Source organism: Amycolatopsis sp. NPDC114503, from assembly GCF_055633655.1.
In genome coordinates, this window is record NZ_JBVKDT010000006.1 from 306,319 (window position 1) to 332,255 (window position 25,937).

The 25,937-nt window shown below is 69.2% G+C and carries 25 protein-coding genes and 1 riboswitch; of the genes, 7 read left to right on the forward strand and 18 right to left on the reverse strand.

The annotated features are described in order from the left end of the window. Window positions 1–111: 111 nt before the first annotated feature. Window positions 112–921: an ABC transporter ATP-binding protein gene (locus ACZ7OI_RS26860; protein ID WP_470266931.1), complete on the forward strand. Its 810-nt coding sequence runs from the start codon at window positions 112–114 to the stop codon at window positions 919–921. Window position 922: 1 nt separating this feature from the next. Here the strand turns inward: ACZ7OI_RS26860 and ACZ7OI_RS26865 are convergent, their stop codons facing one another. Together ACZ7OI_RS26865 and ACZ7OI_RS26870 are read right to left on the reverse strand one after the other, a co-directional pair. Further along, window positions 923–2,647: a transglycosylase domain-containing protein gene (locus ACZ7OI_RS26865; RefSeq protein WP_470266932.1), complete on the reverse strand. Its 1,725-nt coding sequence runs from the start codon at window positions 2,645–2,647 to the stop codon at window positions 923–925. Between the two features lie 151 nt (window positions 2,648–2,798). Then, the gene (locus ACZ7OI_RS26870; protein ID WP_470266933.1) at window positions 2,799–3,521 is read right to left on the reverse strand and encodes a FadR/GntR family transcriptional regulator; all 723 of its coding nucleotides are present in this window, start codon (window positions 3,519–3,521) and stop codon (window positions 2,799–2,801) included. A 72-nt stretch (window positions 3,522–3,593) separates the two neighbouring features. On the opposite strand from ACZ7OI_RS26870, the gene ACZ7OI_RS26875 reads away from it, so the two are divergent. Then, window positions 3,594–4,181 carry an ArsR/SmtB family transcription factor gene (locus tag ACZ7OI_RS26875; RefSeq protein ID WP_470266934.1) on the forward strand — a complete coding sequence of 196 codons (588 nt, stop codon included), beginning with the start codon at window positions 3,594–3,596 and terminating at the stop codon, window positions 4,179–4,181. After that, window positions 4,181–4,360: a hypothetical protein gene (locus ACZ7OI_RS26880; protein ID WP_470266935.1), complete on the forward strand. Its 180-nt coding sequence runs from the start codon at window positions 4,181–4,183 to the stop codon at window positions 4,358–4,360. Before ACZ7OI_RS26875 ends, ACZ7OI_RS26880 begins: the two co-directional genes overlap by 1 nt. Before the next feature lie 31 nt (window positions 4,361–4,391). Here the strand turns inward: ACZ7OI_RS26880 and ACZ7OI_RS26885 are convergent, their stop codons facing one another. The 10 genes from ACZ7OI_RS26885 to ACZ7OI_RS26930 all read right to left on the reverse strand — a co-directional run bounded on the left by ACZ7OI_RS26885 (window position 4,392) and on the right by ACZ7OI_RS26930 (window position 16,969). Then, window positions 4,392–5,765 (reverse strand): L-serine ammonia-lyase, encoded by a 1,374-nt coding sequence (locus ACZ7OI_RS26885; RefSeq protein ID WP_470266936.1) that lies wholly within the window; start codon window positions 5,763–5,765, stop codon window positions 4,392–4,394. 16 nt (window positions 5,766–5,781) lie between these two features. Then, on the reverse strand, window positions 5,782–6,786 hold the full coding sequence (gene lipA / locus ACZ7OI_RS26890) for a lipoyl synthase (protein WP_470266937.1): 1,005 nt from the start codon (window positions 6,784–6,786) through the stop codon (window positions 5,782–5,784). Then, a complete protein-coding gene (gene glyA, locus ACZ7OI_RS26895; protein ID WP_470266938.1) occupies window positions 6,783–8,060 on the reverse strand; it encodes a serine hydroxymethyltransferase in 1,278 nt (425 codons plus the stop codon). Before glyA ends, lipA begins: the two co-directional genes overlap by 4 nt. Beyond that, complete coding sequence (gene gcvH, locus ACZ7OI_RS26900; protein WP_067589411.1) at window positions 8,060–8,437, reverse strand: glycine cleavage system protein GcvH; 378 nt, start codon at window positions 8,435–8,437, stop codon at window positions 8,060–8,062. Before gcvH ends, glyA begins: the two co-directional genes overlap by 1 nt. Window positions 8,438–8,452: 15 nt before the next feature. Then, window positions 8,453–9,541, reverse strand: coding sequence for a glycine cleavage system aminomethyltransferase GcvT (gcvT, locus tag ACZ7OI_RS26905; RefSeq protein WP_470266939.1), 1,089 nt, complete (start codon window positions 9,539–9,541; stop codon window positions 8,453–8,455). 35 nt (window positions 9,542–9,576) lie between these two features. After that, on the reverse strand, window positions 9,577–12,408 hold the full coding sequence (gene gcvP / locus ACZ7OI_RS26910) for an aminomethyl-transferring glycine dehydrogenase (RefSeq protein ID WP_470267161.1): 2,832 nt from the start codon (window positions 12,406–12,408) through the stop codon (window positions 9,577–9,579). 140 nt (window positions 12,409–12,548) lie between these two features. Next, window positions 12,549–12,641, reverse strand: a riboswitch (glycine riboswitch). A gap of 152 nt (window positions 12,642–12,793) precedes the next feature. Continuing rightward, complete coding sequence (locus ACZ7OI_RS26915; RefSeq protein ID WP_182892139.1) at window positions 12,794–13,561, reverse strand: 3-oxoacyl-ACP reductase; 768 nt, start codon at window positions 13,559–13,561, stop codon at window positions 12,794–12,796. A 6-nt stretch (window positions 13,562–13,567) separates the two neighbouring features. Beyond that, window positions 13,568–14,932: an aldehyde dehydrogenase family protein gene (locus tag ACZ7OI_RS26920; RefSeq protein ID WP_470266940.1), complete on the reverse strand. Its 1,365-nt coding sequence runs from the start codon at window positions 14,930–14,932 to the stop codon at window positions 13,568–13,570. Continuing rightward, window positions 14,929–15,642 carry a gamma-glutamyl-gamma-aminobutyrate hydrolase family protein gene (locus tag ACZ7OI_RS26925; RefSeq protein ID WP_470266941.1) on the reverse strand — a complete coding sequence of 238 codons (714 nt, stop codon included), beginning with the start codon at window positions 15,640–15,642 and terminating at the stop codon, window positions 14,929–14,931. Before ACZ7OI_RS26925 ends, ACZ7OI_RS26920 begins: the two co-directional genes overlap by 4 nt. Continuing rightward, complete coding sequence (locus tag ACZ7OI_RS26930; RefSeq protein WP_470266942.1) at window positions 15,623–16,969, reverse strand: glutamine synthetase family protein; 1,347 nt, start codon at window positions 16,967–16,969, stop codon at window positions 15,623–15,625. Before ACZ7OI_RS26930 ends, ACZ7OI_RS26925 begins: the two co-directional genes overlap by 20 nt. Window positions 16,970–17,225: 256 nt before the next feature. Here ACZ7OI_RS26930 and ACZ7OI_RS26935 point away from each other — a divergent pair, with 256 nt between their 5' ends. Further along, window positions 17,226–17,747, forward strand: a complete 522-nt coding sequence (locus tag ACZ7OI_RS26935) for a YflT domain-containing protein (RefSeq protein ID WP_344285862.1) — start codon at window positions 17,226–17,228, stop codon at window positions 17,745–17,747. A 406-nt stretch (window positions 17,748–18,153) separates the two neighbouring features. Here ACZ7OI_RS26935 and ACZ7OI_RS26940 read toward each other — a convergent pair whose 3' ends face one another. Both ACZ7OI_RS26940 and ACZ7OI_RS26945 read right to left on the reverse strand, forming a co-directional pair. Next, a complete protein-coding gene (locus ACZ7OI_RS26940; protein WP_470266943.1) occupies window positions 18,154–19,380 on the reverse strand; it encodes an HAAS signaling domain-containing protein in 1,227 nt (408 codons plus the stop codon). Window positions 19,381–19,426: 46 nt separating this feature from the next. Continuing rightward, window positions 19,427–19,750: a PadR family transcriptional regulator gene (locus ACZ7OI_RS26945; RefSeq protein WP_470230736.1), complete on the reverse strand. Its 324-nt coding sequence runs from the start codon at window positions 19,748–19,750 to the stop codon at window positions 19,427–19,429. 160 nt (window positions 19,751–19,910) lie between these two features. Between ACZ7OI_RS26945 and ACZ7OI_RS26950 the strand changes: the two genes are divergently transcribed. Together ACZ7OI_RS26950 and ACZ7OI_RS26955 are read left to right on the forward strand one after the other, a co-directional pair. Next, entirely contained in the window at window positions 19,911–20,492 is a 582-nt protein-coding gene (locus ACZ7OI_RS26950) for a TetR/AcrR family transcriptional regulator (RefSeq protein ID WP_470266944.1), read from the forward strand. Further along, window positions 20,476–21,924, forward strand: a complete 1,449-nt coding sequence (locus ACZ7OI_RS26955; protein ID WP_470266945.1) for a nitrilase-related carbon-nitrogen hydrolase — start codon at window positions 20,476–20,478, stop codon at window positions 21,922–21,924. The genes ACZ7OI_RS26950 and ACZ7OI_RS26955 overlap by 17 nt, the downstream gene beginning before the upstream one ends. A gap of 43 nt (window positions 21,925–21,967) precedes the next feature. Here ACZ7OI_RS26955 and ACZ7OI_RS26960 read toward each other — a convergent pair whose 3' ends face one another. Continuing rightward, the gene (locus ACZ7OI_RS26960) at window positions 21,968–22,537 is read right to left on the reverse strand and encodes a TetR/AcrR family transcriptional regulator (protein ID WP_470266946.1); all 570 of its coding nucleotides are present in this window, start codon (window positions 22,535–22,537) and stop codon (window positions 21,968–21,970) included. Between the two features lie 91 nt (window positions 22,538–22,628). On the opposite strand from ACZ7OI_RS26960, the gene ACZ7OI_RS26965 reads away from it, so the two are divergent. Next, entirely contained in the window at window positions 22,629–23,600 is a 972-nt protein-coding gene (locus tag ACZ7OI_RS26965; RefSeq protein ID WP_470266947.1) for a ketopantoate reductase family protein, read from the forward strand. Window positions 23,601–23,985: 385 nt separating this feature from the next. On the opposite strand, the gene mutM is transcribed toward ACZ7OI_RS26965, so the two are convergent. The 3 genes from mutM to rpmF all read right to left on the reverse strand — a co-directional run bounded on the left by mutM (window position 23,986) and on the right by rpmF (window position 25,892). Further along, a complete protein-coding gene (gene mutM, locus ACZ7OI_RS26970; protein ID WP_470266948.1) occupies window positions 23,986–24,846 on the reverse strand; it encodes a bifunctional DNA-formamidopyrimidine glycosylase/DNA-(apurinic or apyrimidinic site) lyase in 861 nt (286 codons plus the stop codon). A gap of 108 nt (window positions 24,847–24,954) precedes the next feature. Further along, complete coding sequence (gene rnc, locus ACZ7OI_RS26975) at window positions 24,955–25,695, reverse strand: ribonuclease III (RefSeq protein ID WP_344285837.1); 741 nt, start codon at window positions 25,693–25,695, stop codon at window positions 24,955–24,957. A gap of 14 nt (window positions 25,696–25,709) precedes the next feature. Further along, window positions 25,710–25,892, reverse strand: a complete 183-nt coding sequence (gene rpmF, locus ACZ7OI_RS26980; protein ID WP_009074209.1) for a 50S ribosomal protein L32 — start codon at window positions 25,890–25,892, stop codon at window positions 25,710–25,712. Window positions 25,893–25,937: the final 45 nt, after the last annotated feature.

A 25,937-nucleotide genomic window follows, 5' to 3' on the forward strand; every position in this document is an offset into this window, starting at 1 on the left:
CTCGCTCTGCCCGGGATTCTCCCGGACGCATCATGGCACCGGCCGGTCACTGTTCGCTAATGCGACCCACGGAACTCCCCGGACGGGGGTCACTAGGTTAGCCTTACCTGTGTGGCACTGACGAGCGAAGACACCCGACTGCACGCCGAGGACCTGACCCTGGCCTACGACGGCCGCACGGTCGCCGAACGCCTCGGCGTGGTCATCCCGGACAAGTCGTTCACGGTCATCGTCGGCCCCAACGCCTGCGGCAAGACGACCCTGCTGCGCGCGCTCGCCCGCATGCTGAAGCCGCGCGCGGGCTCGGTCTATCTCGACGGCGAGGTGATCACCAGCTACGGCGCGAAGGAGGTCGCGCGCCGGCTCGGGCTGCTGCCGCAAAGCTCCATCGCGCCGGACGGGATCACCGTGGCCGACCTCGTCGCCCGCGGCCGGTACCCGCACCAGAAACTGCTGCGCCAATGGTCCCGCGAGGACGCGACGGTGGTCGCCGATTCGATGCGCGCGACCGGCGTCGACGATCTCGCCGAGCGGATGGTGGACGAGCTGTCCGGCGGGCAGCGCCAGCGCGTCTGGATGGCGATGGCGCTCGCCCAGCAGACCGATCTGCTGCTGCTCGACGAACCGACGACGTACCTGGACATCGCGCACCAGCTCGACATCCTCGACCTCTGCGCGACCCTGCACAGCGAACAGGGCCGCACGCTGGTCGCGGTGCTGCACGACCTCAACCACGCGGCCCGGTACGCGACGCACCTGATCGCGATGCGCGACGGGAAGGTGCTGGCCACCGGGACGCCGGAGGAGGTCGTGACGGCGGAGAACGTCGAGCGGATCTTCGAACTGCCGTGCCGGGTGATGGAGTGCCCGGAGAGCGGGAGCCCGATGGTGATCCCGAAGGTCAGCCGCCGGGCCGCCTGATTCAACGGCGGGCCATGAAGGACCGCCACACGTCCGCCGGGACCGACTCGCCGGTCACCTTCTTGCCGTCCGCGTCGACCAGCTTGCGGTCGTCGTCGGAGCCGAGCCACACCGCCGTCGCCAGCTGCGGCGTGTAGCCGATCGCCCAGGCGTCCTGGTTGTCGCGCGAATTGCCGCGCTCGAACTCGCCCGTGCGCAAAGCCGCCGCCCGACCGTCCGGCAGCGTCGTCCGCAACGCCGACGTCACGTCCCGTGCCACCTCCTCCGGAACCGCGGAAACCGGCTGGTTTTCGTGCTGCCACACGACTTTCCCCGACCGGTCGAGCACCTTGTCCACGAGGTGCACCGCCGCGTGCATGCCGTTGGCGGCGTAGGTCGCGTACGCCCCGGCCACGTCGAGCGGCCGCATCGGATACCGGCCGACGACGATGCCCGAGCCGATCGTGACGCCGTCCTGTTCGCGCATCGTCGGCGTGCCGTCCACCTCGTCCGGAATTCCCGCCGAACGCGCCGCCGCGCTCACCTCGTCGACGCCGATCTTCTTGGACACCGTGATGAACGGAGTGTCCGCGCCTGAGGTCAGGGCGCTGCGCAAAGTGCAGGGCTGCGGGCACTTCGGCGGATACTCGAACTTCTCGCCGAGATACTGAATCTCCCTGGGAGCAGCCACTTTCTCCTCCAGCGACATCCCGTTCTTCAAGCCAGCCGCCGCGGTGAACGGGGAGAACGCGGAGCCGAGCGCGTGCCCGGTTGCCGCATAATCTCGGACGCCGTTGTTGCCGCCGTCGTACGCACGCACCGCGCCGTTGGTCGGATCAACCGCCACCAAAGCGCCGCGGAACTCTGCCGGTTCACCCTTCAACCGGTCGCTCAACGTGGTGTGCGCGGCATTCTGCAGCCCTGGGTCGAGTGTGGTTTGGACGGTCAGATTCCCTTGCTGCAAACGGGAAATCGAGAAACCGGCCGCCTCCAATTCCGCCAGCACTCGCTGTTTGAGGTGGTACTGGTCGTAATTCAGGCTCACTCGCGTTTCCGCGGGCGGCTTGATCTCCGCGCCCGGGTAGGCCATGCCGTCGGCGTTCTTCAGATAGCCGCGCTCGACCAACTTGTCCCGTACGTATCGCCAGCGTTTCGCCGCGTGCTCATCGCCGGACACCGCCGGGTCGTGCACCGACGGCGACTGGATCATCCCGGCCAGGAACGCGGCCTCGCTCCAGGTGATGCTGTTGTCGAGCGGGCGGCCGAAGAACGCGTTCATCGCCGCGGCCGGGCCGAAAGTGTTGCGGCCGAAGGAAATGATGTTGACGTAGCTCTCGAAGATCTGTTCCTTGCTCTGCTGCTGGGTGATTTTCGTGGCGAGCACGAGTTCCTGCATTTTCCGGGAGAGGGTCGAATCCTCGTCGCCGGTCGATTTCTTGATGTACTGCTGGGTGATCCCGGACCCGCCGCCGACTCCGGTCAGGAACGCGCGGCCGATCCCGGTCGGGTCGAAGCCGGAGTTGGCCCAGAAGGTCGGATCCTCGGTGGCGACGATGGCGTCGCGCAGCTTCTGCGGGATCTGGTCGAACGGCACGAACCGCCGGTCGCCGCCCGGAGGCACGACGCGCAGCAGCTCGCTGCCGTCGGAGTACTTCAGCGTGACGGTTTTGCCGAGCGAGGCGAGGACGTCCTGCGGGCTGCGGACGTCCAGCAGCAGGTAGGCGATCCAGAACGCGATCAGCGGCACGCCGACCGCGAACCCGGTCAGGTAGTAGGCACCCCTGCGGATACGGCGCCACTTGCGACGGACAACAGCGGATCGGTCACTCTCCGGGGCTGGCTCCACGAATGAAGGACGACTGAACCAGTGACAAGGTTCTGCCGAGTCCGTGAATTGATCACGCGAGGAACGCGCGCAGCAACGACGCGGTGCCCTCGATGTGCTCGGCCATCGCCTGTCGCGCGGCCACCGGATCGCCGGCCAGGATCGCGTCGACGATCGCCTCGTGCTGCGCGTTCGAGTGCTCCAGATTGGGCTCGAGCAGCGGAATCCGGTCGAGCAGCCGGTTGACCCGCGTCCGCGCGTCGGCGACCGTGCTGGTCAGCGACGCGGACGCGGTGACCTCGGCGATCGCGAGGTGCAGCCGCGAGTCCTTTCGCCGGTAATCGGCGAGACCGGCCGCCGACGCCTCCGCGAGCGTGCCGGTGAGATGCTGCCGATCGGCCGGACTCAACGTCCGGGCCGCGGCCGCCTCCGCCGCGCCGGTCTCCAGCACATGCCGCAGGCAGAGCGCGTCCTCCAGCCCCGCCGCGTCCACCTCGCCGACCGCGCGTTCCGCCGGATCCGGCAGTTTCTCGTTCACGAACGTGCCGCCGTACCGCCCGCGCCGCGACTCGACGTACCCCGCGTCGGCCAGCGCGCGAATCGCCTCGCGCAAGGTCACCCGGCTCACGCCGAGCCGCTCGGCCAGCTCGCGCTCGGAGGGCAGCCGGTCCCCCCCGCCGACGACACCGAGCCGGATCGCCTGCAACAGCCGCTCGACGGTCTCCTCGAAGGCGTTCCCGGCACGCACCGGCCGGAACAGGGCCGCGTTCGCGCTCACCACCGAGGTCGACTCCACCTGTCCGATTCTATGCTGCCTGATTGCAGAGAACTCTTTGCAAAGAGTTCTCTGCGGTCTAGAGTACGGAGCATGCCCGACGAACGCCGCGCCCGCCAGATCGACGCCCGCACCCTGCGTGCGCTGGCGCATCCGTTGCGGATGGAGCTGCTGGACCTGCTCACCGTCGACGGCCCGGCCACCGCGACCGGGCTCGGCAAGCGCGTCGGCGAAAGCTCCGGAACCACGTCGTGGCATCTGCGCCAGCTCGCGGACGCCGGACTGGTCGCGGAAGACACCAGCCGGGGCTCGAAGCGCGAACGCTGGTGGAAGGCGGCGCAGGAGTCGACCCGGATGCGCGCGGCCGACTTCGTCGACGACCCGGACATGGCCGGACCGCTCATGGCTTTCCTGCACCAGCACGTGGACATCCGCTATCGCGAACAAGCGCAGTTCGTCTCGGAGCTGCCGCGCTGGGCCGGCGAATGGCAGGACAGCGCGACGCTGAGCAGCACCCGGATGCCGCTCACCCCGAGCGAATCCCAGCGGCTGATCGAAGAAATCGAAGCGGTGATCGAACGCTACCGCCGTCCGGCGCGTCCGGGCGACGAAACGGTGATCACGCAGTGGGCGGCGTTCCCGCACGCGACCGTCACTTCCGAAGACCAGGGGGAATCCTGATGAACCCGTTCCTGCAAGCGCTGGCCGCCGCCCGGCAAGACGAGCTGCGCGCCGCCGCCGTCCGCTATCCGCCCACGCCCCGCGCACCCGCCCGGCAACGGCTGGGCTGGTGGCTGATGGAACTGGGCCTGCGCCTCGCGACGCCGAAAAGCCGTGAAGGACTCCTTGAGGGAATCTGATTCCCTCAAGGAGTCCTTCACGGAACGAAAATCAGCACTCGATGACGTTCACGGCCAGTCCGCCGCGCGCGGTCTCCTTGTACTTCACCGACATGTCCGCGCCGGTCTCGCGCATCGTCTTGATCGCCTTGTCCAGCGTCACCACGTGGCTGCCATCGCCGCGCAGCGCCATTCGCGCGGCGTGGATCGCCTTCGACGCACCCACGGCATTCCGCTCGATGCACGGGATCTGCACCAGCCCGCCCACCGGATCGCAGGTGAGCCCGAGGTGATGCTCGACCCCGATCTCGGCCGCGTTCTCCACCTGCGCGGGCGATCCGCCCTGCACCTCGGTCAGTCCGGCGGCAGCCATCGCCGAGGCCGAACCGACCTCGCCCTGGCAGCCGACCTCGGCGCCGGAAATAGACCCGGTCTGCTTGAGGATCGAGCCGATCGCGCCAGCAGTAAGCAGGAAGGTGACGATGCCGTCGTCCGAAGCCCCGCGCACGAACCGCTGGTAATAGTGCAACACCGCGGGAATGATCCCCGCCGCACCATTAGTCGGAGCAGTAACCACCCGACCCCCGGCAGCGTTCTCCTCGTTCACCGCGAGCGCGTACAGACTGACCCAGTCCATCGCGTACAGCGGATCGTCCGCACCGTCTTCAGCGAGCAGCTTGTCGTGCAACGACTTCGCTCGCCGAGGCACCTTCAGCCCGCCAGGCAGCACGCCCTCGTGCGTATACCCGTTGCGCACGCACTCGACCATCACCTGCCAGATCTCGAGCAGCCCGTCCCGAACCTCCTCGCGACTGCGCCAGGAAAGCTCGTTCTGCAGCATGATCTCGCTGACGGGCAGCCCGGTGTCCGCACAATGCTTCAGCAGATCCGCCCCAGTGCGGAACGGATAAGGCACCGGCGTGGAATCCTCCACGAACACCGCGTCGGTCTCGTACGACTCGTCGCGCACGAAACCGCCGCCGACCGAGTAATACGTCCGCTCCCGCACCAGCGAACCATCTGCGGCGAACGCCCGGAACACCATCCCGTTCGGATGCGCAGGCAGGGACTTCCGCCGGTGCATCGTCAGGTCGGTGTCCTCGACGAACGCCACCTCGTGCGTCCCGCCGACAGCCAGCCGCCCGGACTCCCGGATCGCCGCCACCTTGGCGGGCACCGTGTCGGTGTCGATCTCCTCCGGCTTCTCGCCGGACAGCCCGAGCAGCACCGCCTTGTCGCTGCCGTGCCCGAATCCGGTCGCGCCGAGGGAACCGAACAACTCGGCCTGCACCCGCGCGACCCGCTCCAGCACTCCGTCCTCGACCAGACCGTCCACAAAGGTCTTGGCCGCCCGCATCGGGCCGACCGTGTGCGAACTCGACGGCCCGATGCCGATCGAAAACAGGTCGAAGACGCTGATCGCCATTGATCCGCCCCTTCTCTTAGTTCCTCGCCAGCACGCTGCTGGCTTCTTGTGCCGCCGGTCCCTCGGCGGTCAGGTGGGCCAGGTTCTCCGGCAGTTCCTCGCCCCGATGGGCCTTGGTCTGCGCGTACAACCGGCCCGCGCGATACGAAGACCGCACCAGCGGCCCCGCCATCACACCCGGGAATCCAATAGCCTCAGCGGTTTTCGCGTGCTCCACGAACTCTTCCGGCTTGACCCAGCGGTCCACCGGGTGGTGCCGGGGCGAGGGCCGCAGGTACTGGGTGATCGTGATGATCTCGCACCCGGCGTCGAACAGATCCTGCAACGCGACGCTGACCTCGTCGGGAGTCTCACCCATCCCGAGGATCAGGTTCGACTTCGTCACCAAACCCGCCGCGCGGGCCTGGGTGATCACGTCCAGCGAGCGGGCGTACCGGAAGCCGGGGCGGATCCGCTTGAAGATCCGCGGCACCGTCTCCACGTTGTGCGCCAACACCTCCGGACGCGACCCGAACACCTCGGCCAGCTGATCCGGCTCCGCATTGAAGTCCGGGATCAGCAGTTCGACGCCGGTACCCGGGTTCAACGCGTGGATCTGCCGAACGGTCTCCGCGTACAGCCACGCACCACCATCAGCCAGGTCGTCGCGAGCCACGCCGGTGATCGTCGAGTACCGCAACCCCATGGCCTGCACCGATTCCGCGACCTTCCGCGGCTCGGTGCGATCCAACGCAGCAGGCTTGCCGGTGTCGATCTGGCAGAAGTCACAGCGCCGCGTGCACTGGTCGCCGCCGATCAGGAAGGTGGCTTCGCGGTCTTCCCAGCATTCGTAGATGTTGGGACAACCGGCCTCTTCACAAACCGTGTGCAGACCCTCGCGCTTCACCAAGCCCTTCAGCTCAGTGAACTCCGGACCCATCCGCACGCGCGTCTTGATCCACGACGGCTTCTTCTCGATCGGCGTCTCGCTGTTGCGCACCTCAAGCCGCAACAACTTCCGCCCCTCGGGCTGCGCGCTCATCGGCTCAGGTCCGCGTACAGCGGGTGCTTCTTCGCCAGCAGCTCGACCCGGGTGCGCAGCGCCTGCTGCGCGGCTTCGTCGAAGTCCGGCTTCAGCGTCTCGGCGATGATGTCGGCGACCTCGGTGAAGTCGTCGGCGCCGAAACCGCGGGTGGCCAGCGCCGGGGTGCCGATCCGCAGTCCCGAGGTGACCATCGGCGGACGCGGGTCGAACGGCACCGCGTTGCGGTTGACGGTGATCCCGACCGAGTGCAGCCGGTCCTCCGCTTCCTGGCCGTTGAGCTGGGAGTTCACCAGGTCGACGAGCACCAGGTGCACGTCGGTGCCGCCGGTGAGGACGCGGACGCCCGCCTCGGCGCAGTCGGTGCGCGACAGCCGGTCGGCGAGAAGCTTCGCGCCTTCCAGGGTGCGCTCCTGGCGCTCGCGGAACGCGTCGGTCGCGGCGATCTTCAGCGCCACGGCCTTGGCCGCGATCACGTGCTCCAGCGGCCCGCCCTGCTGACCGGGGAACACGGCCGAGTTGATCTTCTTCGCCAGCTCCTGGCGGGAGAGGATCAGCCCGCCGCGCGGACCGCCGAGGGTCTTGTGCGTGGTGGTCGTGACGATGTCCGCGTGCGGCACCGGCGACGGGTGCAGCCCGGCGGCCACGAGACCGGCGAAGTGCGCCATGTCGACCATCAGCTTGGCGTCGACGAGGTCGGCGATCCGGCGGAACTCGGCGAAGTCGAGCTGACGCGGGTAGGCCGACCAGCCGGCGATGATCAGCTTCGGCTTGTGCTCGACCGCCAGCCGCTCGATCTCGGCGACGTCGACGATCCCGGTCTCCTTGTCGACGTGGTAGGCGACCACATTGTACAGCTTGCCGGAGAAGTTGATCTTCATTCCGTGCGTCAGGTGACCGCCGTGCGCGAGGTCGAGGCCGAGGATGGTGTCGCCCGGCTTCAGCACCGCGAACATCGCCGCCGCGTTGGCCTGCGCGCCCGAGTGCGGCTGCACGTTCGCGTGCTCCGCGCCGAACAGCGCCTTGGCCCGGTCGATCGCGAGCTGCTCGACGACGTCGACGTGCTCGCAGCCGCCGTAGTAGCGGCGGCCCGGGTAGCCCTCGGCGTACTTGTTGGTCAGCACCGAGCCCTGCGCCTCGAGCACGCCGACCGGCGCGAAGTTCTCCGAGGCGATCATCTCGAGCGTCGACTGCTGGCGGTCCAGCTCCGCGGCCACCGCGGCGGCGACCTCGGGGTCGACCTCGGACAGGTGGGCGTCGAACGGGGCGGTCATCAGTTCTCCTGGGTCAGCTCGGCGTACGCGGACGCGTCGAGCAGCTCCGGGACGTCGCCCGAGAGCCGCACCTGCAGCAGCCATCCTTCGGTGTAGGGGTCGGAGTTGATGACCTCGGGGGTGTCCGATGTGGCCTCGTTCACCGCCACCACCTCGCCGCTGACCGGCGAGTACAGCTCGCTGACCGATTTCGTCGACTCGACCTCGCCGAACACCTCGCCCGCGGTGACGGTGTCGCCGACGCCGGGCAGCTGCACGAACACGATGTCGCCGAGCGAGCCGGCCGCGAACGCGGTGATGCCCACCGTCGCGACGCCGTCGGAGACCGACAGCCACTCGTGTTCCTTCGTGTAGGACAGGTTCTGGGGGATGCTCATGTGTTCGGAGGCCTCTCAGGCTCGGGAGTAGAAGGGCAGGGCGACGACCTCGACCGGCTCGACGCGGCCCCGGATGTCGACGGACAGCGCGGTGCCGGGCTCGGCGTGCTCCCGGTCTACATACGCCATGGCGATCGGGTATCCCAGCGTCGGCGACAGCGCGCCGCTGGTGATCTCCCCGATAGTGGCATCCCCGGACAGCACGGCGTACCCGTGCCGCGGGGCGCGGCGGCCGGTGCCGCGCAGGCCGACCCGCACGCGCGGGACGTCGGCCTTCTTCAGCTCCTCCAGGGCCGCGCGGCCCACGAAGTCGCCCGGCTTCTCGAACTTCACGACCCGGCCGAGGCCGGCGGCGAACGGGTTCAGCTCGCGGCTGAGTTCGTTGCCGTACAACGGCATTCCGGCTTCCAGGCGCAGCGTGTCACGGCAGGCGAGCCCGCACGGGACCAAGCCGTGCTCCTGGCCTGCCTCGGTCAGCAGCTGCCACAACGCCGGAGCCTGCGCGGCGGGCACGAACAGCTCGAAGCCGTCCTCGCCGGTGTAGCCGGTGCGGGCCAGCAGCACCTCGATGCCCTTCACGACGGCGGGCACGCTCGCGTAGTACTTCAGCGAAGCGAGGTCGGCGTCGGTCACCGCGGCGAGGATGTCGACCGCCTTCGGGCCCTGGACCGCGATGAGCGCGGTGTCCGCGGACCGGTTCTCCACCACCGCGTCGAATCCGGCGACGCGCTCGGCCAGCGCGTCCGCGACCACGGTCGCGTTGCCCGCGTTCGCCACGACCAGGTACTCCTCGTCGGCGAGCCGGTAGACGACCAGGTCGTCCAGCACGCCGCCGTCGGCGTCGCAGATCATCGTGTAGCGGGCGCGGCCCGGCTTCACGCCGGTCAGGTTGCCGACCAGCGCGTAGTCGAGCACGTCGGCGGCCTGCGCGCCGCGGACGTGGATCTCGGCCATGTGCGACAGGTCGAACAGCCCGGCCGCCTCGCGCACGGCCTTGTGCTCGGCCAGTTCGCTGGCGTAGCGCACCGGCATCGACCAGCCGGCGAAATCGGTGAACAGCGCGCCGAGGTCTTTATGAACCTGGTGCAGGGGGGTTTCCGTCACAGGAAGCCTTTCGTTGTCGCGAGCGGAGGTCGCGCTCACGCGTCGTACGAGTCGAGGGGCGGGCAGGAGCAGACGAGGTTGCGGTCGCCGCGCGCGCCGTCGATCCGCCGCACCGGCGGCCAGTACTTGGTCCTGCGCGCCACGCCGCTCGGGTACGCCGCCAGCTCGCGGTCGTAGTCCGCGGTCCACTCGCCGATGACCGACGAAGCGGTGTGCGGCGCGCCGCGCAGCGGGCTCGTCTCGGCGGTCCAACGGCCGGCCGCGACCTCGTCGATCTCGCGGCGGATGGCGATCATCGCCTCGCAGAACCGGTCGATCTCGGCGAGGTCCTCGCTCTCGGTGGGCTCGACCATGAGCGTGCCCGCGACCGGGAAGGACATGGTCGGCGCGTGGAAGCCGTAGTCGATGAGCCGCTTCGCGACGTCGTCCACGGTCACGCCGGTTTCCTTGGTGATGCCGCGCAGGTCGAGGATGCACTCGTGCGCGACCAGGCCGTCCTGGCCGGTGTAGAGCACCGGGTAGTGCGGTGCGAGCCGGGCGGCGATGTAGTTGGCCGCGAGCACCGCGACCTTGGTGGCCTCGGTGAGCCCGGGCGCGCCCATCATCCGCACGTACGCCCAGGAGATCGGGAGGATCGACGCCGAGCCGTACGGCGCGCCGCTGATCGGGCCGACGCCGGTGTCCGGTCCGGCCTGCGCCAGCAGCGGGTGGTTCGGCAGGTACGGCGCGAGGTGTTCGCGCACCGCGACCGGGCCGACGCCGGGACCGCCGCCGCCGTGCGGGATGCAGAACGTCTTGTGCAGGTTCAGGTGCGAGACGTCGCCGCCGAACTCGCCCGGCTTCGCCAGGCCCAGCAGGGCGTTGAGGTTCGCGCCGTCGACGTACACCTGGCCGCCGCCGTCGTGCACGATCTTGGCGAGCCGCTCGATGCCGTGCTCGTAGACGCCGTGCGTGGACGGGTAGGTGACCATGATCGCGGCGAGGTCGCCGCTGTGGGCGTCCACTTTGGACTGCAGGTCTTCGAGGTCGACGTTGCCCTCGTCGGTGCACTTGACCACGACCACGCGCATCCCGGCGAGCACCGCGGACGCGGCGTTGGTGCCGTGCGCGGACGACGGGATCAGGCAGACGTCGCGCTCGGGCTGGCCGTTCGCCTGGTGGTAGGCGCGGATGGCCAGCAGCCCGGCGAGCTCGCCCTGGCTGCCCGCGTTCGGCTGCAGCGACACCTGGTCGTAGCCGGTGACCTCGCACAGCCAACCGGACAGCTGACGGACCAGCTCGTGGTAACCCTCGGCGTCCTCGGCGGGCGCGAACGGGTGGATGCCCGCGAACTCGCGCCAGCTGATCGGCTCCATTTCGGTGGTGGCGTTGAGCTTCATCGTGCACGAGCCGAGCGGGATCATCCCGCGGTCGAGCGCGAAGTCCTGGTCAGCGAGGCGGCGCAGGTAACGCAGCATCGACGTCTCGGACCGGTGGCTACTGAACACCTCGTGCGTCAGGTAGCCGCTCTCGCGGGCGAGACCGTTCGGGAGCGCCTGCGCGGCTTCCCAAGCGCTGTCGACGCCGAAGGCGCGAAGCACCTTCGCGAGCGTGTCGGGACGCGTGACCTCGTCGGAGGCGATGCGGACGTGGTCGGCATCGATGTGGCCGAGGTTGATCCCCGCCTCGCGTGCAGCAGCGTGCACCTCAGCGGCGCGGCCAGGCACCTTCGCGACGACAGTGTCGAAGAAGGCCTCGTGAGCGACCTCGACACCACCGGCGCGCAGCGCGTTCGCGAGACCGGCTGCGAGTTCGTGAACTCGCGTCGCGATCGCCTTCAGGCCCTCGGGACCGTGGTAGACCGCGTACATCGACGCAAGCACCGCGGGCAGCACCTGCGCGGTACAGATGTTGGAGGTCGCCTTCTCGCGACGGATGTGCTGTTCGCGCGTCTGCAGCGCTAGGCGGTACGCAGTGTTGCCGTCTGCGTCCACGGACACGCCCACGAGACGGCCCGGCAGCGAGCGCTCCAGGCCAGCGCGCACCGCCATGTACCCGGCGTGCGGACCGCCGTAGCCCAGCGGCACGCCGAAGCGCTGCGTGGAGCCGACGGCGACGTCCGCGCCGAACTCGCCGGGCGCGGCGATCAAGGTGAGCGCGAGAAGGTCAGCAGCGACCGTGTACAGCGCGCCCGCGGCCTTCGCCGCTTCGGAAACCGCGTGGTAGAAACCGCGGCCGCGCAGCACGCCGGACGCGCCGGGGTACTGCACGACGACGCCGAAGAACTCCTCGGGCAGACCGGTGAGCAGGTCGCGCACCTGCACATCGATGCCGAGGCCGGCGGCGCGGGTCCGCACGACCTCGATGGTCTGCGGAAGGCATTCGGAGTCGAGAACGACCACATTGGACTTCGACTTCGCCGCCCGGCGCATCAGCGTCATCGCCTCGGCGACGGCGGTGGACTCGTCGAGCATCGAGGCGTTGGCGATCGCCAGCCCGGTCAGGTCGGACACCGCGGTCTGGAAGTTCAGCAGCGCTTCGAGCCGGCCCTGCGAGATCTCCGGCTGGTAGGGCGTGTACGCGGTGTACCAGGCCGGGTTCTCGAGCACGTTGCGGCGGATCACGCCCGGAGTGACGGTGTCGGAGTAGCCGAGGCCGATCATCTGCGTCATCGGCCGGTTGCGCGAGGCGAGCGCGCGCAGCTCAGCGGTGGCCTCGTCCTCGGACGCCGGCTCCGGCAGCGCCAGGTCGCCCGCGGTGCGGATGGCGGTCGGCACCGCCGCTTCCACGAGGGCGTCCAGGCTTCCGTAACCGCATTCGGCGAGCATCTTCGCCCGCTCGGCCTCGCCGGGACCGATGTGGCGGGTGTCGAAGGGGGTGGAGGTGATGGGAGCTCCTCGGGACGGGCACCGGGCGCGGCGGTGCACTGGGAACTCCCCCTCTGTCATGGGCACCTGAGAGTTTCACCGCGCTCGACGCGGCTTTCACCTTGGGTGAGGCGCGGGTGCGCCTGCTTTCCAGAGTGGCCTCGCCAAAAGCGGTAGCGGTTACCTGAGAGATTCCGGGGAGTTTGCTCCTTCGGTGTCCCACTGCTGACATGGGACTCTCCCGCTCCGGCTCGAACGGCCCTGTGTTCAGTTGTGGTTGCGGCCACCCTACCTGCCGCTTCACGCGCCAGTCTACCGCTCCCGGCCTACGCCACACCCCCTGCCAAAGGTCCGTGAAGGGCTCCTTGAGGGAATCTGATTCCCTCAAGGAGCCCTTCACGGACAGTCACAGCGGGGTTACATACGCGCCCGAGATGCCGCCGTCGACCAGGAACTGCGCGGCGGTGATGAAGCTGGCGTCGTCGCTCGCCAGGAACGCCACCGCGGCCGCGATCTCCTCCGGCTCGGCAAACCGGCCGACCGGCACGTGCACCAAGCGGCGAGCCGCGCGCTCCGGGTCCTTCGCGAAAAGCTCCTTCAGCAGCGGAGTGTTGACCGGCCCCGGGCACAGCGCGTTAACCCGGATGTTCTCGCGCGCGAACTGCACGCCCAGCTCGCGCGTCATGGCGAGCACGCCGCCCTTCGAAGCGGTGTACGAAATCTGCGACGTCGCGGCCCCCATCACGGCCACGAACGACGCGGTGTTCACGATCGAACCGCGGCCCTGGCGCTGCATGTGCGGCAACACGGCCTTGCAGCACAGGTACACCGAGGTCAGGTTGACCCGCTGCACCTTCTCCCAGGCTTCGATGCCGGTGGTGAGGATCGAGTCGTCCTCCGGCGGCGAGATGCCCGCGTTGTTGAACGCGACATCGACCGCGCCGAACTCGTCGACCGTCGTCTGGAAAAGGGCCTCGACCTGGTCCGCGTCGGTGACGTCGACCTGGACGAAGGCCCCGCCCACGGCGTCGGCCGCCGCCTTGCCCTGCTCCGGCGTGACGTCGCCGATCACCACCTTCGCGCCCTCGCTCGCGAGTCGCTTGGCGGTGGCGAGGCCGATGCCGCTCGCGCCGCCGGTGATCACCGCGACGCGGCCGTCAAAACGCTGCACCATCGTGGGTCATTCCTCCGTGCTCAGGAAAACGTTCTTGGTTTCAGTGAAAACAGCGGCGGCATCAGGGCCCAGCTCACGGCCGAGGCCGGACTGCTTGAAGCCGCCGAAAGGCGTCCAGTAGCGGACCGACGAGTGCGAATTCACCGACAGGTTCCCGGATTCGACCCCGCGCGCGACCCGGAAGGCGCGGCCGACGTCGCGCGTCCAGATCGAGCCGGACAGGCCGTATTCGGTGTCGTTGGCCATCCGTACCGCCTCGGCCTCATCACGGAAGCGGACCACCGCGACGACCGGGCCGAAGATCTCGTCGCGGGCCAGCGGATCGTCCAAACCCGGCGGGAGCACGACTGTCGGCGCGAACCAGTAACCCGGCCCGGACGGCGCGCTGCCGCGGAACGCGACCGGCGTCTGCTCGGTGACGTAAGAAGAGACCTTGGCGTGGTGGTCCGCGGAAATCAGCGGGCCCATCTCGGTCGCCTCGTCGCCCGGATCGCCGACGACCACGCCCTGCACCGCGGGTTCGAGCAGTTCGAGGAAGCGGTCGTAAACGTTGTCCTGCACCAGGATCAGCGACCGCGCGCAGCAGTCCTGCCCGGCGTTGTCGAACACTCCGTACGGCGCGGTCGCCGCGGCCTTCTCCAGATCGGCGTCGGCGAACACGATGTTGGCGTTCTTGCCGCCCAGCTCCAGCGTCACCCGTTTCACCTGCGCCGCGCAGCCGGCCATGACCTGCTTGCCGACCTCGGTGGACCCGGTGAACACGACCTTGCGCACTGCCGGATGCGTGACAAACCGTTGCCCGACAACCGATCCCTTGCCCGGCAATACCTGGAAGACGTCCTCAGGGATTCCGGCCTCGCGGGCGAGTTCGGCCAGCCGCAGCGCGGTGAGCGGGGTCAGCTCGGCCGGTTTGAGCACGACCGTGTTGCCCGCCGCGAGCGCCGGCGCGAAGCCCCAGCCCGCGATCGGCATCGGGAAGTTCCACGGCACGATCACGCCGACCACGCCCAGCGGCTCGTGGAAAGTGACGTTGACGCCGCCGTCGACCGGGATTTGCTTGCCCAGCAAGCGTTCCGGCGCACCGGCGGAGTATTCGAGCAGGTCGCGCACGTTGCCCGCTTCCCAGCGGGCGTTGCCGATGGTGTGCCCGGAGTTCTCGACCTCCAGCCGGGCCAGGTTCTCGACGTCGGCGTCGACCGCGTCCGCGAACCGGCGCAGCAGCCTCGCCCGATCGCCCGGGGCGACCGCCCGCCAGGCCGGGAACGCGGCGTGCGCGCGGGCGATCGCGGCGTCGGTCTCCGCCTCGCTGGTCAGTTCGACCTGGCGCACCACTTCCGCGGTCGCCGGGTTGCGCACCTCGAACGTCGTCATTTCCCCTCCTGCGCGGCGTTCACCAGCGCGGCGAACAGCCGGACGTCGTCGCTGTCCTGCTCCGGATGCCACTGCACGCCGAGCACGAACTCCCCCGGCACCTCCGCGGCCTCGACCGTGCCGTCCGCCGCGTGCCCGGAGGCAATCAAGCCGGAGCCGAGCCGGTCAATCGCCTGATGGTGGTAACACTGGACTTTCGTTTCCTGACCCAGAATCTCCGCCGCCCGCGTGCCGTCGACGAGGCTGACGGTGCTGGTGCCGAACGTCGCCGGAGCTGGCTGATGCGTTGCGTCGCCGAGGGTTTCCGGCAGGTGCTGCGAGAGCGTGCCGCCGAGCGCGACACTCATCACCTGCAGCCCGCGACACACCCCGAGCACCGGTTTTCCAGCCGTGCGCGCCGCCTCGAACAGGCCGAACTCGAACGCGTCGCGCTCCGGGCGGATGTAGGTCGCCGGGTGCGGCTCCTGGCCGTAACGGCTGGGTTCGACGTCCGCACCACCGGTGAGGACGAGGCCGTCGATGCGTCCCACGAGCGCGTCGTAATTCGTGCTCACCGGCGGCAGCAGCACCGGAATCCCGCCCGCCTTGACCACGCAGTCCGCGTACACCCGGTGCAGCAGCGTCGCTTCGGTGTCCCAGGCCAGGAACTTCGCCCGTTCCGAATAGGTGCTGAGCCCGATGACGGGTGGGTCAGAGTCGTTCGAAACCACGGATGCGCTCCCAATCGGTCACAGCTCGCTCGTACGCTTCGCGCTCGATCCGCGCGGCGTTGAGGTAATGGTCGACTACATCGGCACCGAAGGCATCTCGCGCGATACGGCTGCCTTTGAGGACTTCAGCCGCTTCAGCAAGCGTGACGGGCACAGTGGGCTTGTCGGACGCGTACGCGTTGCCCACGAACTCAGGCTCCAACGGCAGCTCGTTCTCGATGCCGTGCAGCCCGGCAGCGATCATCGCGGCGACAGCGAGGTACGGGTTCACGTCTCCGCCGGGTACGCGGTTCTCGACGCGCAACCCGTCACCGTGCCCGACTACGCGCAACGCGCACGTACGGTTGTCCGTGCCCCACGCGATCGCTGTCGGCGCGAAGCTGCCAGGGACGTAACGCTTGTACGAGTTGATGTTCGGGGCGAAGAAGTACGTCAGCTCGCGCAACGCTTCCAGCTGTCCGGCGAGGAAGTGCTGCATCAGCTTCGAGAAGCCGTGTTCGCCGTCGCCGGGAAGCACCGCTTCGCCGGACTTGCTGCGAAGGCTCAGGTGGATGTGGCAGGAGTTGCCCTCGCGTTCGTTGTACTTCGCCATGAACGTGAGGCTCTTGCCCTCCTGCGCGGCGATCTCCTTCGCGCCGTTTTTGTAGATGCCGTGGTTGTCGCAGGTCGCGAGCGCTTCGGCGTAGCGGAAGGCGATCTCGTGCTGACCCGGGTTGCACTCGCCCTTCGCCGACTCCGGGTACAGGCCCGCGCCCGCCATCCCGTTGCGGATCCGGCGCAGCAGCGGCTCGATGCGCGCGGTGCCGAGCATCGAGTAGTCGACGTTGTACTGATTGGACGGTTTGAGGTCGTGGTAGCGCTTGTCCCAGGCGGACTCGTAGGAGTCGTCGAACACGATGAACTCGAGTTCGGTGCCCACGTACGCCTTCAGGTCGTGCTCGGCGAGCCGGTCGAGCTGGCGGCGCAGCACCTGGCGCGGCGAAACGGAAACCGGGCCGCCCTGCACGCGCTCGACGTCCGCGAGCACCAGCGCGGTGCCCTCCTGCCACGGAATCTCCCGCAGCGTCGCGAAATCCGGCCGGAGCACGAAGTCGCCGTAGCCGCTTTGCCAGGACGAGATGTCGTAGCCGTCGACGGTGTTCATGTCGACGTCCACCGCGAGCAGGTAGTTGCACGCCTCGGTGGCGTGGCCGACCACCTCTTCGAGGAAGTACTCCGCCGAACAGCGCTTGCCCTGGAGCCGGCCCTGCATGTCGGTGAGGGCGACGAGCACCGTGTCGATCGTGCCCGCCGTCACCCGTTCGCGGAGATCTTCGAGCGTGAGCATTCCTCGCCTGGCCGGCATCGCATCGCCCCAAAGGTTCGGATCAGGTCCTTTGCGGCTTCTTCCTACCGGGCCGTCGCGGGCGGGTCAATCCACCGAAAGGTATTTTCCTATACCTTTAGACTCGCGCTCCACCGGCTTCACCCGCGCGGCGCCTGCTATGTCCGGGTTGCCCGGCTGAGAAGATACTGTGAATCGGGTGCGTCCGGGACCAAATCCGCCGCCTCGTGCGTTGGACCGGGCAAGAGAGGTGAGAGGGATGACTGAAGCATTCACGCAGACCACGTTCAGCCAGCAGCAGGCGCGGCCGCAGCTCCCGACGCTGCCCACCGGGTGGCCGATCGGGTCCTACGAGTCCTACGAGCAGGCCCAGCAGGCCGTCGACCACCTCGCGCACGCTGACTTCCCGGTCGCCGACGTCACGATCGTCGGCGTCCAGCCGATGCTCGTGGAGCGCATCGCGGGCAAGATGAGCTGGAGCCGGATGCTCAGCAGCGCGGCCATGTCCGGCGCGGTGTTCGGCCTGTTCCTCGGCCTGGTGCTGAGCATGCTCAACCCGGCCGCCGGGCTGCTGTCGATCGTGCTCGGCCTCGCCGCGGGTGTCGTGTTCAACGTGGCCTTCGGCGCGCTGGGCTACGCGGCGAACCGCAACAAGCGAGGGTTCATCTCGCAGAGCCAGCTGGTGGCACAGCGCTACGACGTGCTGTCGCAGCCGCGCAACGCCGAGAAGGGCCGCCAGCTGCTGGCAGACCTGGCCGCGCGCTCGGCGTTCAACCACTGAGTTCCGGCAACTCGCCTCCCGGGCGCCCGGGCCGTTCGCGGCCTTGGGCGCCCGGTTTCGCGTTCCGGGGTCTTCTCTCGTGACGAAGCGAGAGGCCGGTCTGGCCAACCTCCGGCGTTCCCGGCCGCTTCTCGGACCTAACCCGCCCCTGCCGAACACCCAGCAGCGACCGGGTCGACGTCGGAGGCGGTTGCCGGAGCCGGAGCGACGGCCAACGTCGGAGACGATTGCCGGAGCCAGGGCGGCGGCCAACGTTGGAGGCGGTTGTCGGAGTCGGAGCGACGGCCAACGTCGAAGACGATCGTCGGAGCCAGGGCGGCGGCCGTCGTGGCGCTGGCCTCGTGAGCGCCTTTGCCGGTTCCAACCGGGATTAACCCGCACGAAGCCGACCTCGCCCCGGAAGCTGCTACCTCGTCGGCGGAGCGGCCTTCGTCGGAGTGGCCGGAGGAACCGACGTCGCCGGAGCGGGCTTCGGGATCACCGCCGCGAACGGCACCCCAGCGTCCTCCCGGCAATAGCCGCGATAACCGTTGTAGCCGTTGACGTTCCCGTGGTCGTCCTGCACTCCTTCGACGACCTTCGGGCGCGGGAACTGGTTGTCCTGCCCGGTCATCTGGCTCGTGCCGGTGTCCTTCTCGCAGCCGTAGCGCGTGATGGCGAGCGGGCGGCCGCGGTCGTCGTACAGGTAGACGTCCTCGAGCGGTTTGCCGTTCGCGTCGAAGACGTACAGGTTGGTCAGTTCGTGCTGGCCGTAGCGCAGCGCCTCGTTGCCGTGGGAGTCCTCGTACATCGACGAGGCGTACGCCGGGGTGGAACTCGACGAATACGTGCGGTCCCGAACAAGGTGCACTGCCGCGCCGAGGCCGCCGAACGCGCTGCCCACCACGAACGCCGACACCGGCACCGCGATCCACAGCATCCGGCCGTCCACCTTGATCCGCGGGCCCGCCCACATCACCAGGCCCGCTCCGACCAGCAGCACCGGCAGCAGCAGAACCGCGTGCAGGTCCCGGATCATCAGCAGCAGCCCGAACGCCAGCAGCGCGAACCCGCAGACCACCCACCACGCCGGCTTCAGCGAATTGAGATACGTGAGCGCGCGGTCGGCCGACCGGTCCTCCCGCATCGACTTCACCATCGCCCGCGCGCGAACCACTTCCGGCAGCTCCCGCATCGCGTCGACCCCGCGGAGCAACAGGAACGCCACGCTCACCGCGAACACCGGGGCCAGCAAGATCATCCCGGCCAGCGCTTCGGCGTCGAAACGCACCGCGGTGTAGAACGCGACCAGCGCCGTGCCCGCCGCGCAGAACACCAAGCCCCACAAGGCAAGCCGCGGTCCGACCCGGCCCGGCTTCGCCGCCGGGAGCACCTCGGTCGCCGCTTCCGGAGCCGCCGGAGCGGGCGGGTAGCCGCCGGACGCCCGCAGCTCGGCCGCGTAGCTCTCCGGGGTGCCGAGCCGCGCGACGAGGTCCTCGATCCGCGCCGCCGCGCCCGCCTCCGACTCCATCTCGGCCAGCTGCGGCCGGACGTCCTCGAGCAGTTCCTCGATCTCGCCCGCGGGCAGGTCCGCGAGCGCGGTGCGCACCCTCGACAGGTACACCCGCGCGGCCGTCGGCTTGTCCGTGCTCATGCTGCCTCTCCCCGATTCGTGCCCGCGGTTTCGCCTGTCCGCGCGGTCAGGCCCGCTCTTTCACCAAACTGTCCATAATGGACGCGAAGCTGCGCCAGGTGCGCGCCGATTCGGCGAGCCGCGCCCGGCCCCGGTCGTTCAAGCTGTAGTACTTGCGGTGCGGACCCTCTTCGCTCGGGACCACGTACGACGTCAGCAATCCCGCCTTGTACAGCCGCCGCAGCGTGCCGTACACCGAGGCGTCCCCGACCTCCTCCAGGCCGGCGACGCGAAGTCTTCGCAGCACGTCGTAGCCGTACCCGTCGTCGTCGCGCAGCACCGCGAGGACCGCCAGGTCCAGCACTCCCTTGAGCAGCTGACTGATCTCCACGGCGTTCCTTCCCCGGTCCTGCGCGAGAGAAGCTACCACGCATAGCGCAGTAGTGTGCGCGGCGAGCCGCCGTTCGGCGGTATCGCTGCCCATTCGGCCAGGTCAGCGGGAGACGAACGGTCAGGTATACAACGTAGACGTCGAGGTCTACAGTGTAGACATGGTCGAGATCCCGACAGCCGAACGGCTCGCGGCGGCAGCGCGCGAGATCATCGCCGCCGAGGGCGCGGCGGCGGTCAGCATGCGCCGGGTCGCCGAAGCCGCCGGAGTCACCGCGATGGCGATCTACCGGCATTACGAGAACCGCGAGGTCCTGCTGCGCGCAGTCGCCGACGCCACCGGCCGGGAATTGGGCGCGGCGTGGAAAGACCCGGCGCCGGACGGCGAATGGCTCGACCGCTTCGACGCACTGCTGGACCGGTTCCTGGATTTCGCCCTCGGCCAGCCGCATCTGTACCGCTTCCTGATGACCGACGACGGAGCCCAAGCCCGGCTGTACCCGGACGGTTTCCGCGAACCCGGCTCGCCGCCGTTCACCGCGCTGGTCCGGCTGATCGAAGAAGGCATCCGCGACGGCATGCTGCGCGACGACGATCCGCTGGAAGCCGCGCTGACCGTCAGCACGCAAACGCAAGGCATGGTCCTGCACTACCTCGCCGGCCGGATGGGGGCGACGGAACCCGAGTTCCGCGCGCTGTGCCGACGTACTTCCCGGAGGATTTTCGATGGCCTCAGAACGTAATGCCCGCTGGCAGACCCCGGCCGCGTTGCTGTCTTCGGCGGCGCTCTTCTACTTCGGCACCGGGCTCGCGCCGGTCGCCGCGCTGACCTGGCTCGCACCGTTTCCGGTGCTGCTGCTGGCAACCCGCGCCAGCGGCTGGACCACCGTGAGCACCGCGTTCGGCGCGTTCCTGCTCGGCACCGCGAATATGTGGGCCTACCAAGCACATTCCGGCGACGAACCGTTGTGGCCGTTCGGAACCGCCATCGACGTCGGGATGTCGCTGGTGTTCACCTTCACGGTCTGGCTTTTCTGGGCGTTAGTGCGCCGCCGCCGGATGCTGCTGGCGAGCCTGGCCGCACCGGCGGCGTGGACCGCTCTCGTTTACCTGATCACCGTGCTGAACCCGATGGGGATGATGGGTTCCCTCGCCAACGATCAGGGCGACGCGCCGCTCGTGCTGCAAACCGCTTCGTGGGCGGGGATGTGGGGCGTCGAATTCCTGGTGCTGCTGCCCGCTTGCGCGGTCGCCGCGATGTGCGCGCCCGGAGCTTCCCGGCTGCGCATTGGCGTTGTCGCAGCGGTCATTGTGGCTTTGTCCCTTGGCGGCGGTGCGCTACGGCTTTCCGGCACAGGCGGTCCGACGGTGCGAATGGCCGCTGTCACGCAAAATGCGGGCTATCACTGGGGTCCTGAACTCGGCACCGCTCAAGGCCGCGCCCTGGTCCACGACTACATCCAGCAGATTTCAGCCATGCCGGACGGCGTGAAGCTCGTCGTATTGCCCGAAGCCGCTTTCAGCGCCGAGGAAGAATGGCCAGCCGCCCTGGTCGAGCCGATGCGGGAGGCGGCCAAGGCCCGGGGCGCGGCGATCGTGGTCGGCTTCGAGTACTACGACCGGCCGGGCAAGCACAACTACGACTACGCGCTGGCCTTCCCCGCCGACGGCGCCGCGCCCGCTCGGTACCTGAAGCACCACGACCTGGTGAGCCCGCCGGGCCGGGAGCTGGTGTTCGTCCCGGGTGCCGAGGCCCCGACCGGACTGGTGATCTGCGGCGACACGACGTTCGCCTCCCCCAGCCGCGACTACGCCGCCGCCGGTTCGCGCGTCCTCGCGATCCCGGCGGAACTGGCGGTCCCGCCGGGCAGCGACGACGAGGGCGGCTGGCAGCACACCCGCAACGCACTGCTCCGGGGTGTCGAAAGTGGACAGTCGATCGCGCTCTCCGACGCGAACGGAAGCCTGATGCTGTCCGACGGCTACGGCCGCGTCCTCGGCGAAGCCCGCACCGGCGGACCGGCCCCGTTCACGGCGGTCGTTGCCGACGTTCCCGCGGGTCCCGGCCAGACGTTCCACACGCGCTTCGGCGACTGGTTCGCTTGGCTCGCGGTGGCGATTACCGTTGCTGGCTTGGTTTTCGCGCGCCTTCGCGCACGACCTCACGCCTCCTGAAAATTCACAGCGCTGGGACCGGATCCTTCGCTCACGCACTGTGTCACTGCGGGCGGCGCAGCCCGTCCAGCACGAGGGTGATGACATCGTCGGCCTCGGCCCGCCACCCCGGGCGGTCATGGGCCGCGCCGATGCCGTGCAGCACCATCATCACGGCACCGGAGCCCACGTCGTCGCGAACGGTGCCCTCGCGCACGGCAGCGGCCACCAGGTCGGCGACCGCTTGCTCCAACGCCTGACTGCCCTCGGCGAGGTCGCCCGAACCCTCGGCCATGAGCGTGGCCAGCGTCCGGGCCAGGCCCTCGTGGGCGTCGATGTGGTCGACCATGCCGCGCAGGAAGGTCGCCAAAGCCTCCGCCGCGGGCAACGTGGCCTGCAGCTCGCGGGCGCGATCGCACAGCGCGGCGACTTCCCCTCGGTAGACCGCCTCGGCCAGCGCCTCCCGGGTGGGGAAATGCCGGTACAGCGTGCCGGTGCCGACCCCGGCCAGGCGGGCGAAGTCGTCGAAGCGCAGGTCGAAGAATTCGCCGGCGTCGAAGATCTCTCGCGCCTTGGCGATCAGGACATCGCGGTTGCGCCGGGCATCGGCCCGCAGCGGCTTGTCGGCGGTCATGCGCTCCCTCGCGTTGACAAGTGGAGACGATCTCCATATTTTGAGAAGTGGAGATTGTCTCCACATAGAATGCTACCCCACGAGGTGCGGCGTGAAGATCCTGATGTTCGGCCGAGGCGTGATCGCCACCCTCTACGGATGGGCCCTGCAGCGGGCGGGACATCACGTCGAGTTCTACGTCCGACCGGGCCGCGCGGCGACGTACGGAGACGCAGTGGACCTCGACCTGTTCGATACGCGGCAGCGGCTGTGGGGGCAGCGCGTCGCAGAGAAGTGGCCAGTGCGCCTCCGCGAGGAATTGGAGCCGGACCACGACTTCGACCTGATCGTGCTCAGCGTTTCGCACCACCGCCTCGCGGAGGCGACGGCCTTCCTCGCTCCGCGCGTCAACCAGGCCACAGTGCTCGTCTTCGGCAACGTCTGGGCCGAGCCGCTGGACGCGATCGGCGCACTCCCCGTCGACCAGGTCGCCTGGGGCTTTCCCCAGGGAGGCGGAGGTTTTGGCGCCGACGGTGTGCTCCGCGGATTCCTGCTGCGGTCGGTCGTCTTCGGCACTCTCGGCCAACCCCCGACCGACCGGGGACTGGCCGTGCGCCAGGCATTTCGCGAGGCCGGGCTCCGGATCAAGGAGCGGCCGGACTTCCGCGGCTGGCTGTGGGTCCATTTCGTGTCGGACGCCGGCCTGTTCTCCCAAGGCCTGCGGCTGGGTTCCCTGTCCAAACTGGCCGGGGCGACGGGCGACCTGCGCGAGGGCCTGCTGGCCGGCCGCGAGCTTCTGCCGCTCCTCAAAGCGCGTGGTATCGACCTGCGCCGGCACCGGGGCGGTCTGCTTCTGTTCCGGATGCCCACCTGGCTGACGGCCCCCGTGCTCGCCTGGCTGACTGCTCACGTCGCGCCCGTGCGCGCGAGTTTCACGGCACACAACGACCCCGACGCCGAGGAGCCGCGCGAGGTCTGCCGGGACACGCTGGCCGAAGCCCGGCGGTTAGGCATCTCGGCCCCGCGGCTGGAAGCGGCGGAACCGCTCTTCGCCCGCGAGACGTCGAGGACGACGGACGGCTGATCCATGTGCGAAAGGCATGCTGGCGCTCGGTTATCCGGCCAACCAGGACCCGCGGACGTTCGGCTTTCGGCCAACCAGGACCCGCTGGCGCTCGGTTATCCGGCCAACCAGGACCCGTGGACGTTCGGCTTTCGGTCAACCAGGGCCCGCGGACGTTCGAGAACCCCGAACGAACTCGACATCGAACGCCGCCCGCGCCACCACGTCGCGTTCGGGTTCGAGTTGGGGCCGCACCATGCCTGGGCCAAAACCTGGGCCCGGGCCGCACCATGCCTGACCCAGAACCTGGCTAAGGCGGAATTGCCAGCGGAGCGCAGGTCCTGCGCTCGGCGCGCCCGCCCAACGCCTGCTGCCGAGCGAGCCGTCCGCGCCGAGGACCGTGCGATTACGCCGCCCGCGCCCGTCGCTGGCACCTCGGGCACGAAAACGACGACCGGTTCATGAACGGCTCCCGCCGGATCGCCGAACCGCACCGGCGGCACGGCATCCCCTCCTGGCCGTACGCGTCAAGCGAGCGCTCGAAATACCCCGACTGTCCGTTCACATTCACATAAAGCGCGTCAAACGACGTCCCGCCCGCCAGCAGCGCCGCCGACATCACGTCGCTGGCCGCGGACACCAGCGTTCTGCCTTGTGCGGCAGTGAGTTTCTCGGTCGGCCGCGACCAGTGCAGTTTGGAGCGCCACAACGCCTCGTCGGCATAGATGTTGCCCACCCCGGAAACCAGCGTCTGGTCGAGCAGCGCGCGCTTCACCTCGGTCCGCCGCGAACGCAGCGCCCGCACGGCGGCCTCCGGATCGAACTTCGGATCCATCGGGTCCCGGGCGATGTGCGCGATGGTGCCGGGCAGGCTGTCGCCGTCGACCTCGACCAGTTCGTCCAGGGCAAGGCCGCCGAACGTGCGCTGGTCGACGAAACGCAGTTCCGGCCCGTCGTCGGCGAACCGGACGCGGACGCGCAGGTGTTTCTCGTCCGGCGCGTCCTCGGCCTGCACCAGCATCTGGCCGCTCATGCCGAGATGCGCCAGCACCGCCTCGCCGTCGGACAGTTCCAGCCACAGGTATTTGCCGCGCCGCCGGGCGGCCTCGATCGTGACTCCGGCGAGCCGTCCGGTGAAGTCGGCGGCTCCTTGGGCGTGCCGCCGGATGGCGCGGTCGTGCAGCACCTCGACGGCACGGACGGTACGGCCGGCGACGTGCGCTTCGAGGCCGGCACGGACGACCTCGACCTCGGGTAGTTCGGGCATGCGCTCATTCTGCCCGGCGCCCCCGACAAAAAACGGAGGCCCGTGCACTGGCAACGAAAAACGGGGCCGGCCGACCTAGAGTCGACCAGCCCCGGAAAGAAAAACGACTCAGCTCGCGTCGTCGCCCGTGCCGAGTTCCTCCGACAGAGCCCGCCAGGCGGTCTCCGCGGCCTTCTGCTCGGCTTCCTTCTTCGTGGTGCCGTTGCCTTCGCCCAGCGCGCGGCCCGCCACCAGCACGGTAGCGGTGAATTCCTTGCGGTGGTCGGGACCGCTGTCCTCGACGCGGTACTCGGGCACGCCGAGTCCCCCGGAGGCGGTCAGCTCCTGCAGGCTGGTCTTCCAGTCGAGGCCTGCCCCGCGCAGCGGAGCCTCGGCCAGCAACCCGTCGAAGAGGTGGTGCACCAGCTTGCGCGCGACCTCGATGCCGTGCGCGAGGTACGTGGCGCCGATGACGGCTTCGAGACCGTCGGCGAGGATGCTCGCCTTGTCCCGGCCGCCGGTGAGCTCTTCGCCCTTGCCCAGCAGCAGATGCGCCCCGAGCCCGCCCTCGCCGAGCCCGCGTGCGACGCCCGCCAGCGCGTGCATGTTGACGACGCTGGCGCGCAGCTTCGCGAGCTGGCCCTCGGGCAGGTCGGGGTGGGTGGTGTAGAGGTGGTCGGTGACGACGAGACCGAGCACCGCGTCTCCGAGGAACTCCAGTCGCTCGTTCGGCGGCAGGCCGCCGTGCTCGTACGCGTACGAGCGGTGCGTGAGCGAAAGACGGAGCAGCTCGGGGTCGAGAACGACCCCGAGCGCCTCGAGCAACGATGCGGGTTCGGCCGCGGGTCCTCCGACGGGCTTACCCCCCATGGTCGGCTGCCCGCTCAGGCGGGCTCGACGACCTGGCGGCCGTTGTGCTGGCCGCAGGCCGGGCAAGCGACGTGCTGGATTTTCGGCTGGCGGCAGGCGCGGTTGGAGCAGGGCACCAGCTGAACCGGAGCCGCCTTCCACTGGCTGCGGCGGGAGCGCGTGTTGGATCGCGACATCTTCCGCTTCGGGACGGCCACGAGTAGATCTCCTTCAAACGGTCTGCTCGCGGATGCGAGCGAACT

Bases quoted from the DNA above. Each gene is read 5' to 3' on its own strand.
- ACZ7OI_RS26920 (WP_470266940.1), bottom strand. From the start codon at position 14,932: ATGACGACGTTCGAGGTGCGCAACCCGGCGACCGCGGAAGTGGTGCGC.
- ACZ7OI_RS26960 (WP_470266946.1), bottom strand. From the start codon at position 22,537: ATGACCGCCGACAAGCCGCTGCGGGCCGATGCCCGGCGCAACCGCGAT.
- ACZ7OI_RS26880 (WP_470266935.1), top strand. From the start codon at position 4,181: ATGAACCCGTTCCTGCAAGCGCTGGCCGCCGCCCGGCAAGACGAGCTG.
- ACZ7OI_RS26940 (WP_470266943.1), bottom strand. From the start codon at position 19,380: ATGAGCACGGACAAGCCGACGGCCGCGCGGGTGTACCTGTCGAGGGTG.
- mutM (WP_470266948.1), bottom strand. From the start codon at position 24,846: ATGCCCGAACTACCCGAGGTCGAGGTCGTCCGTGCCGGCCTCGAAGCG.
- ACZ7OI_RS26950 (WP_470266944.1), top strand. From the start codon at position 19,911: ATGGTCGAGATCCCGACAGCCGAACGGCTCGCGGCGGCAGCGCGCGAG.
- ACZ7OI_RS26955 (WP_470266945.1), top strand. From the start codon at position 20,476: ATGGCCTCAGAACGTAATGCCCGCTGGCAGACCCCGGCCGCGTTGCTG.
- ACZ7OI_RS26875 (WP_470266934.1), top strand. From the start codon at position 3,594: ATGCCCGACGAACGCCGCGCCCGCCAGATCGACGCCCGCACCCTGCGT.
- ACZ7OI_RS26930 (WP_470266942.1), bottom strand. From the start codon at position 16,969: ATGCTCACGCTCGAAGATCTCCGCGAACGGGTGACGGCGGGCACGATC.
- ACZ7OI_RS26935 (WP_344285862.1), top strand. From the start codon at position 17,226: ATGACTGAAGCATTCACGCAGACCACGTTCAGCCAGCAGCAGGCGCGG.
- glyA (WP_470266938.1), bottom strand. From the start codon at position 8,060: ATGACCGCCCCGTTCGACGCCCACCTGTCCGAGGTCGACCCCGAGGTC.
- ACZ7OI_RS26885 (WP_470266936.1), bottom strand. From the start codon at position 5,765: ATGGCGATCAGCGTCTTCGACCTGTTTTCGATCGGCATCGGGCCGTCG.
- lipA (WP_470266937.1), bottom strand. From the start codon at position 6,786: ATGAGCGCGCAGCCCGAGGGGCGGAAGTTGTTGCGGCTTGAGGTGCGC.
- rnc (WP_344285837.1), bottom strand. From the start codon at position 25,695: ATGGGGGGTAAGCCCGTCGGAGGACCCGCGGCCGAACCCGCATCGTTG.
- ACZ7OI_RS26915 (WP_182892139.1), bottom strand. From the start codon at position 13,561: ATGGTGCAGCGTTTTGACGGCCGCGTCGCGGTGATCACCGGCGGCGCG.
- gcvH (WP_067589411.1), bottom strand. From the start codon at position 8,437: ATGAGCATCCCCCAGAACCTGTCCTACACGAAGGAACACGAGTGGCTG.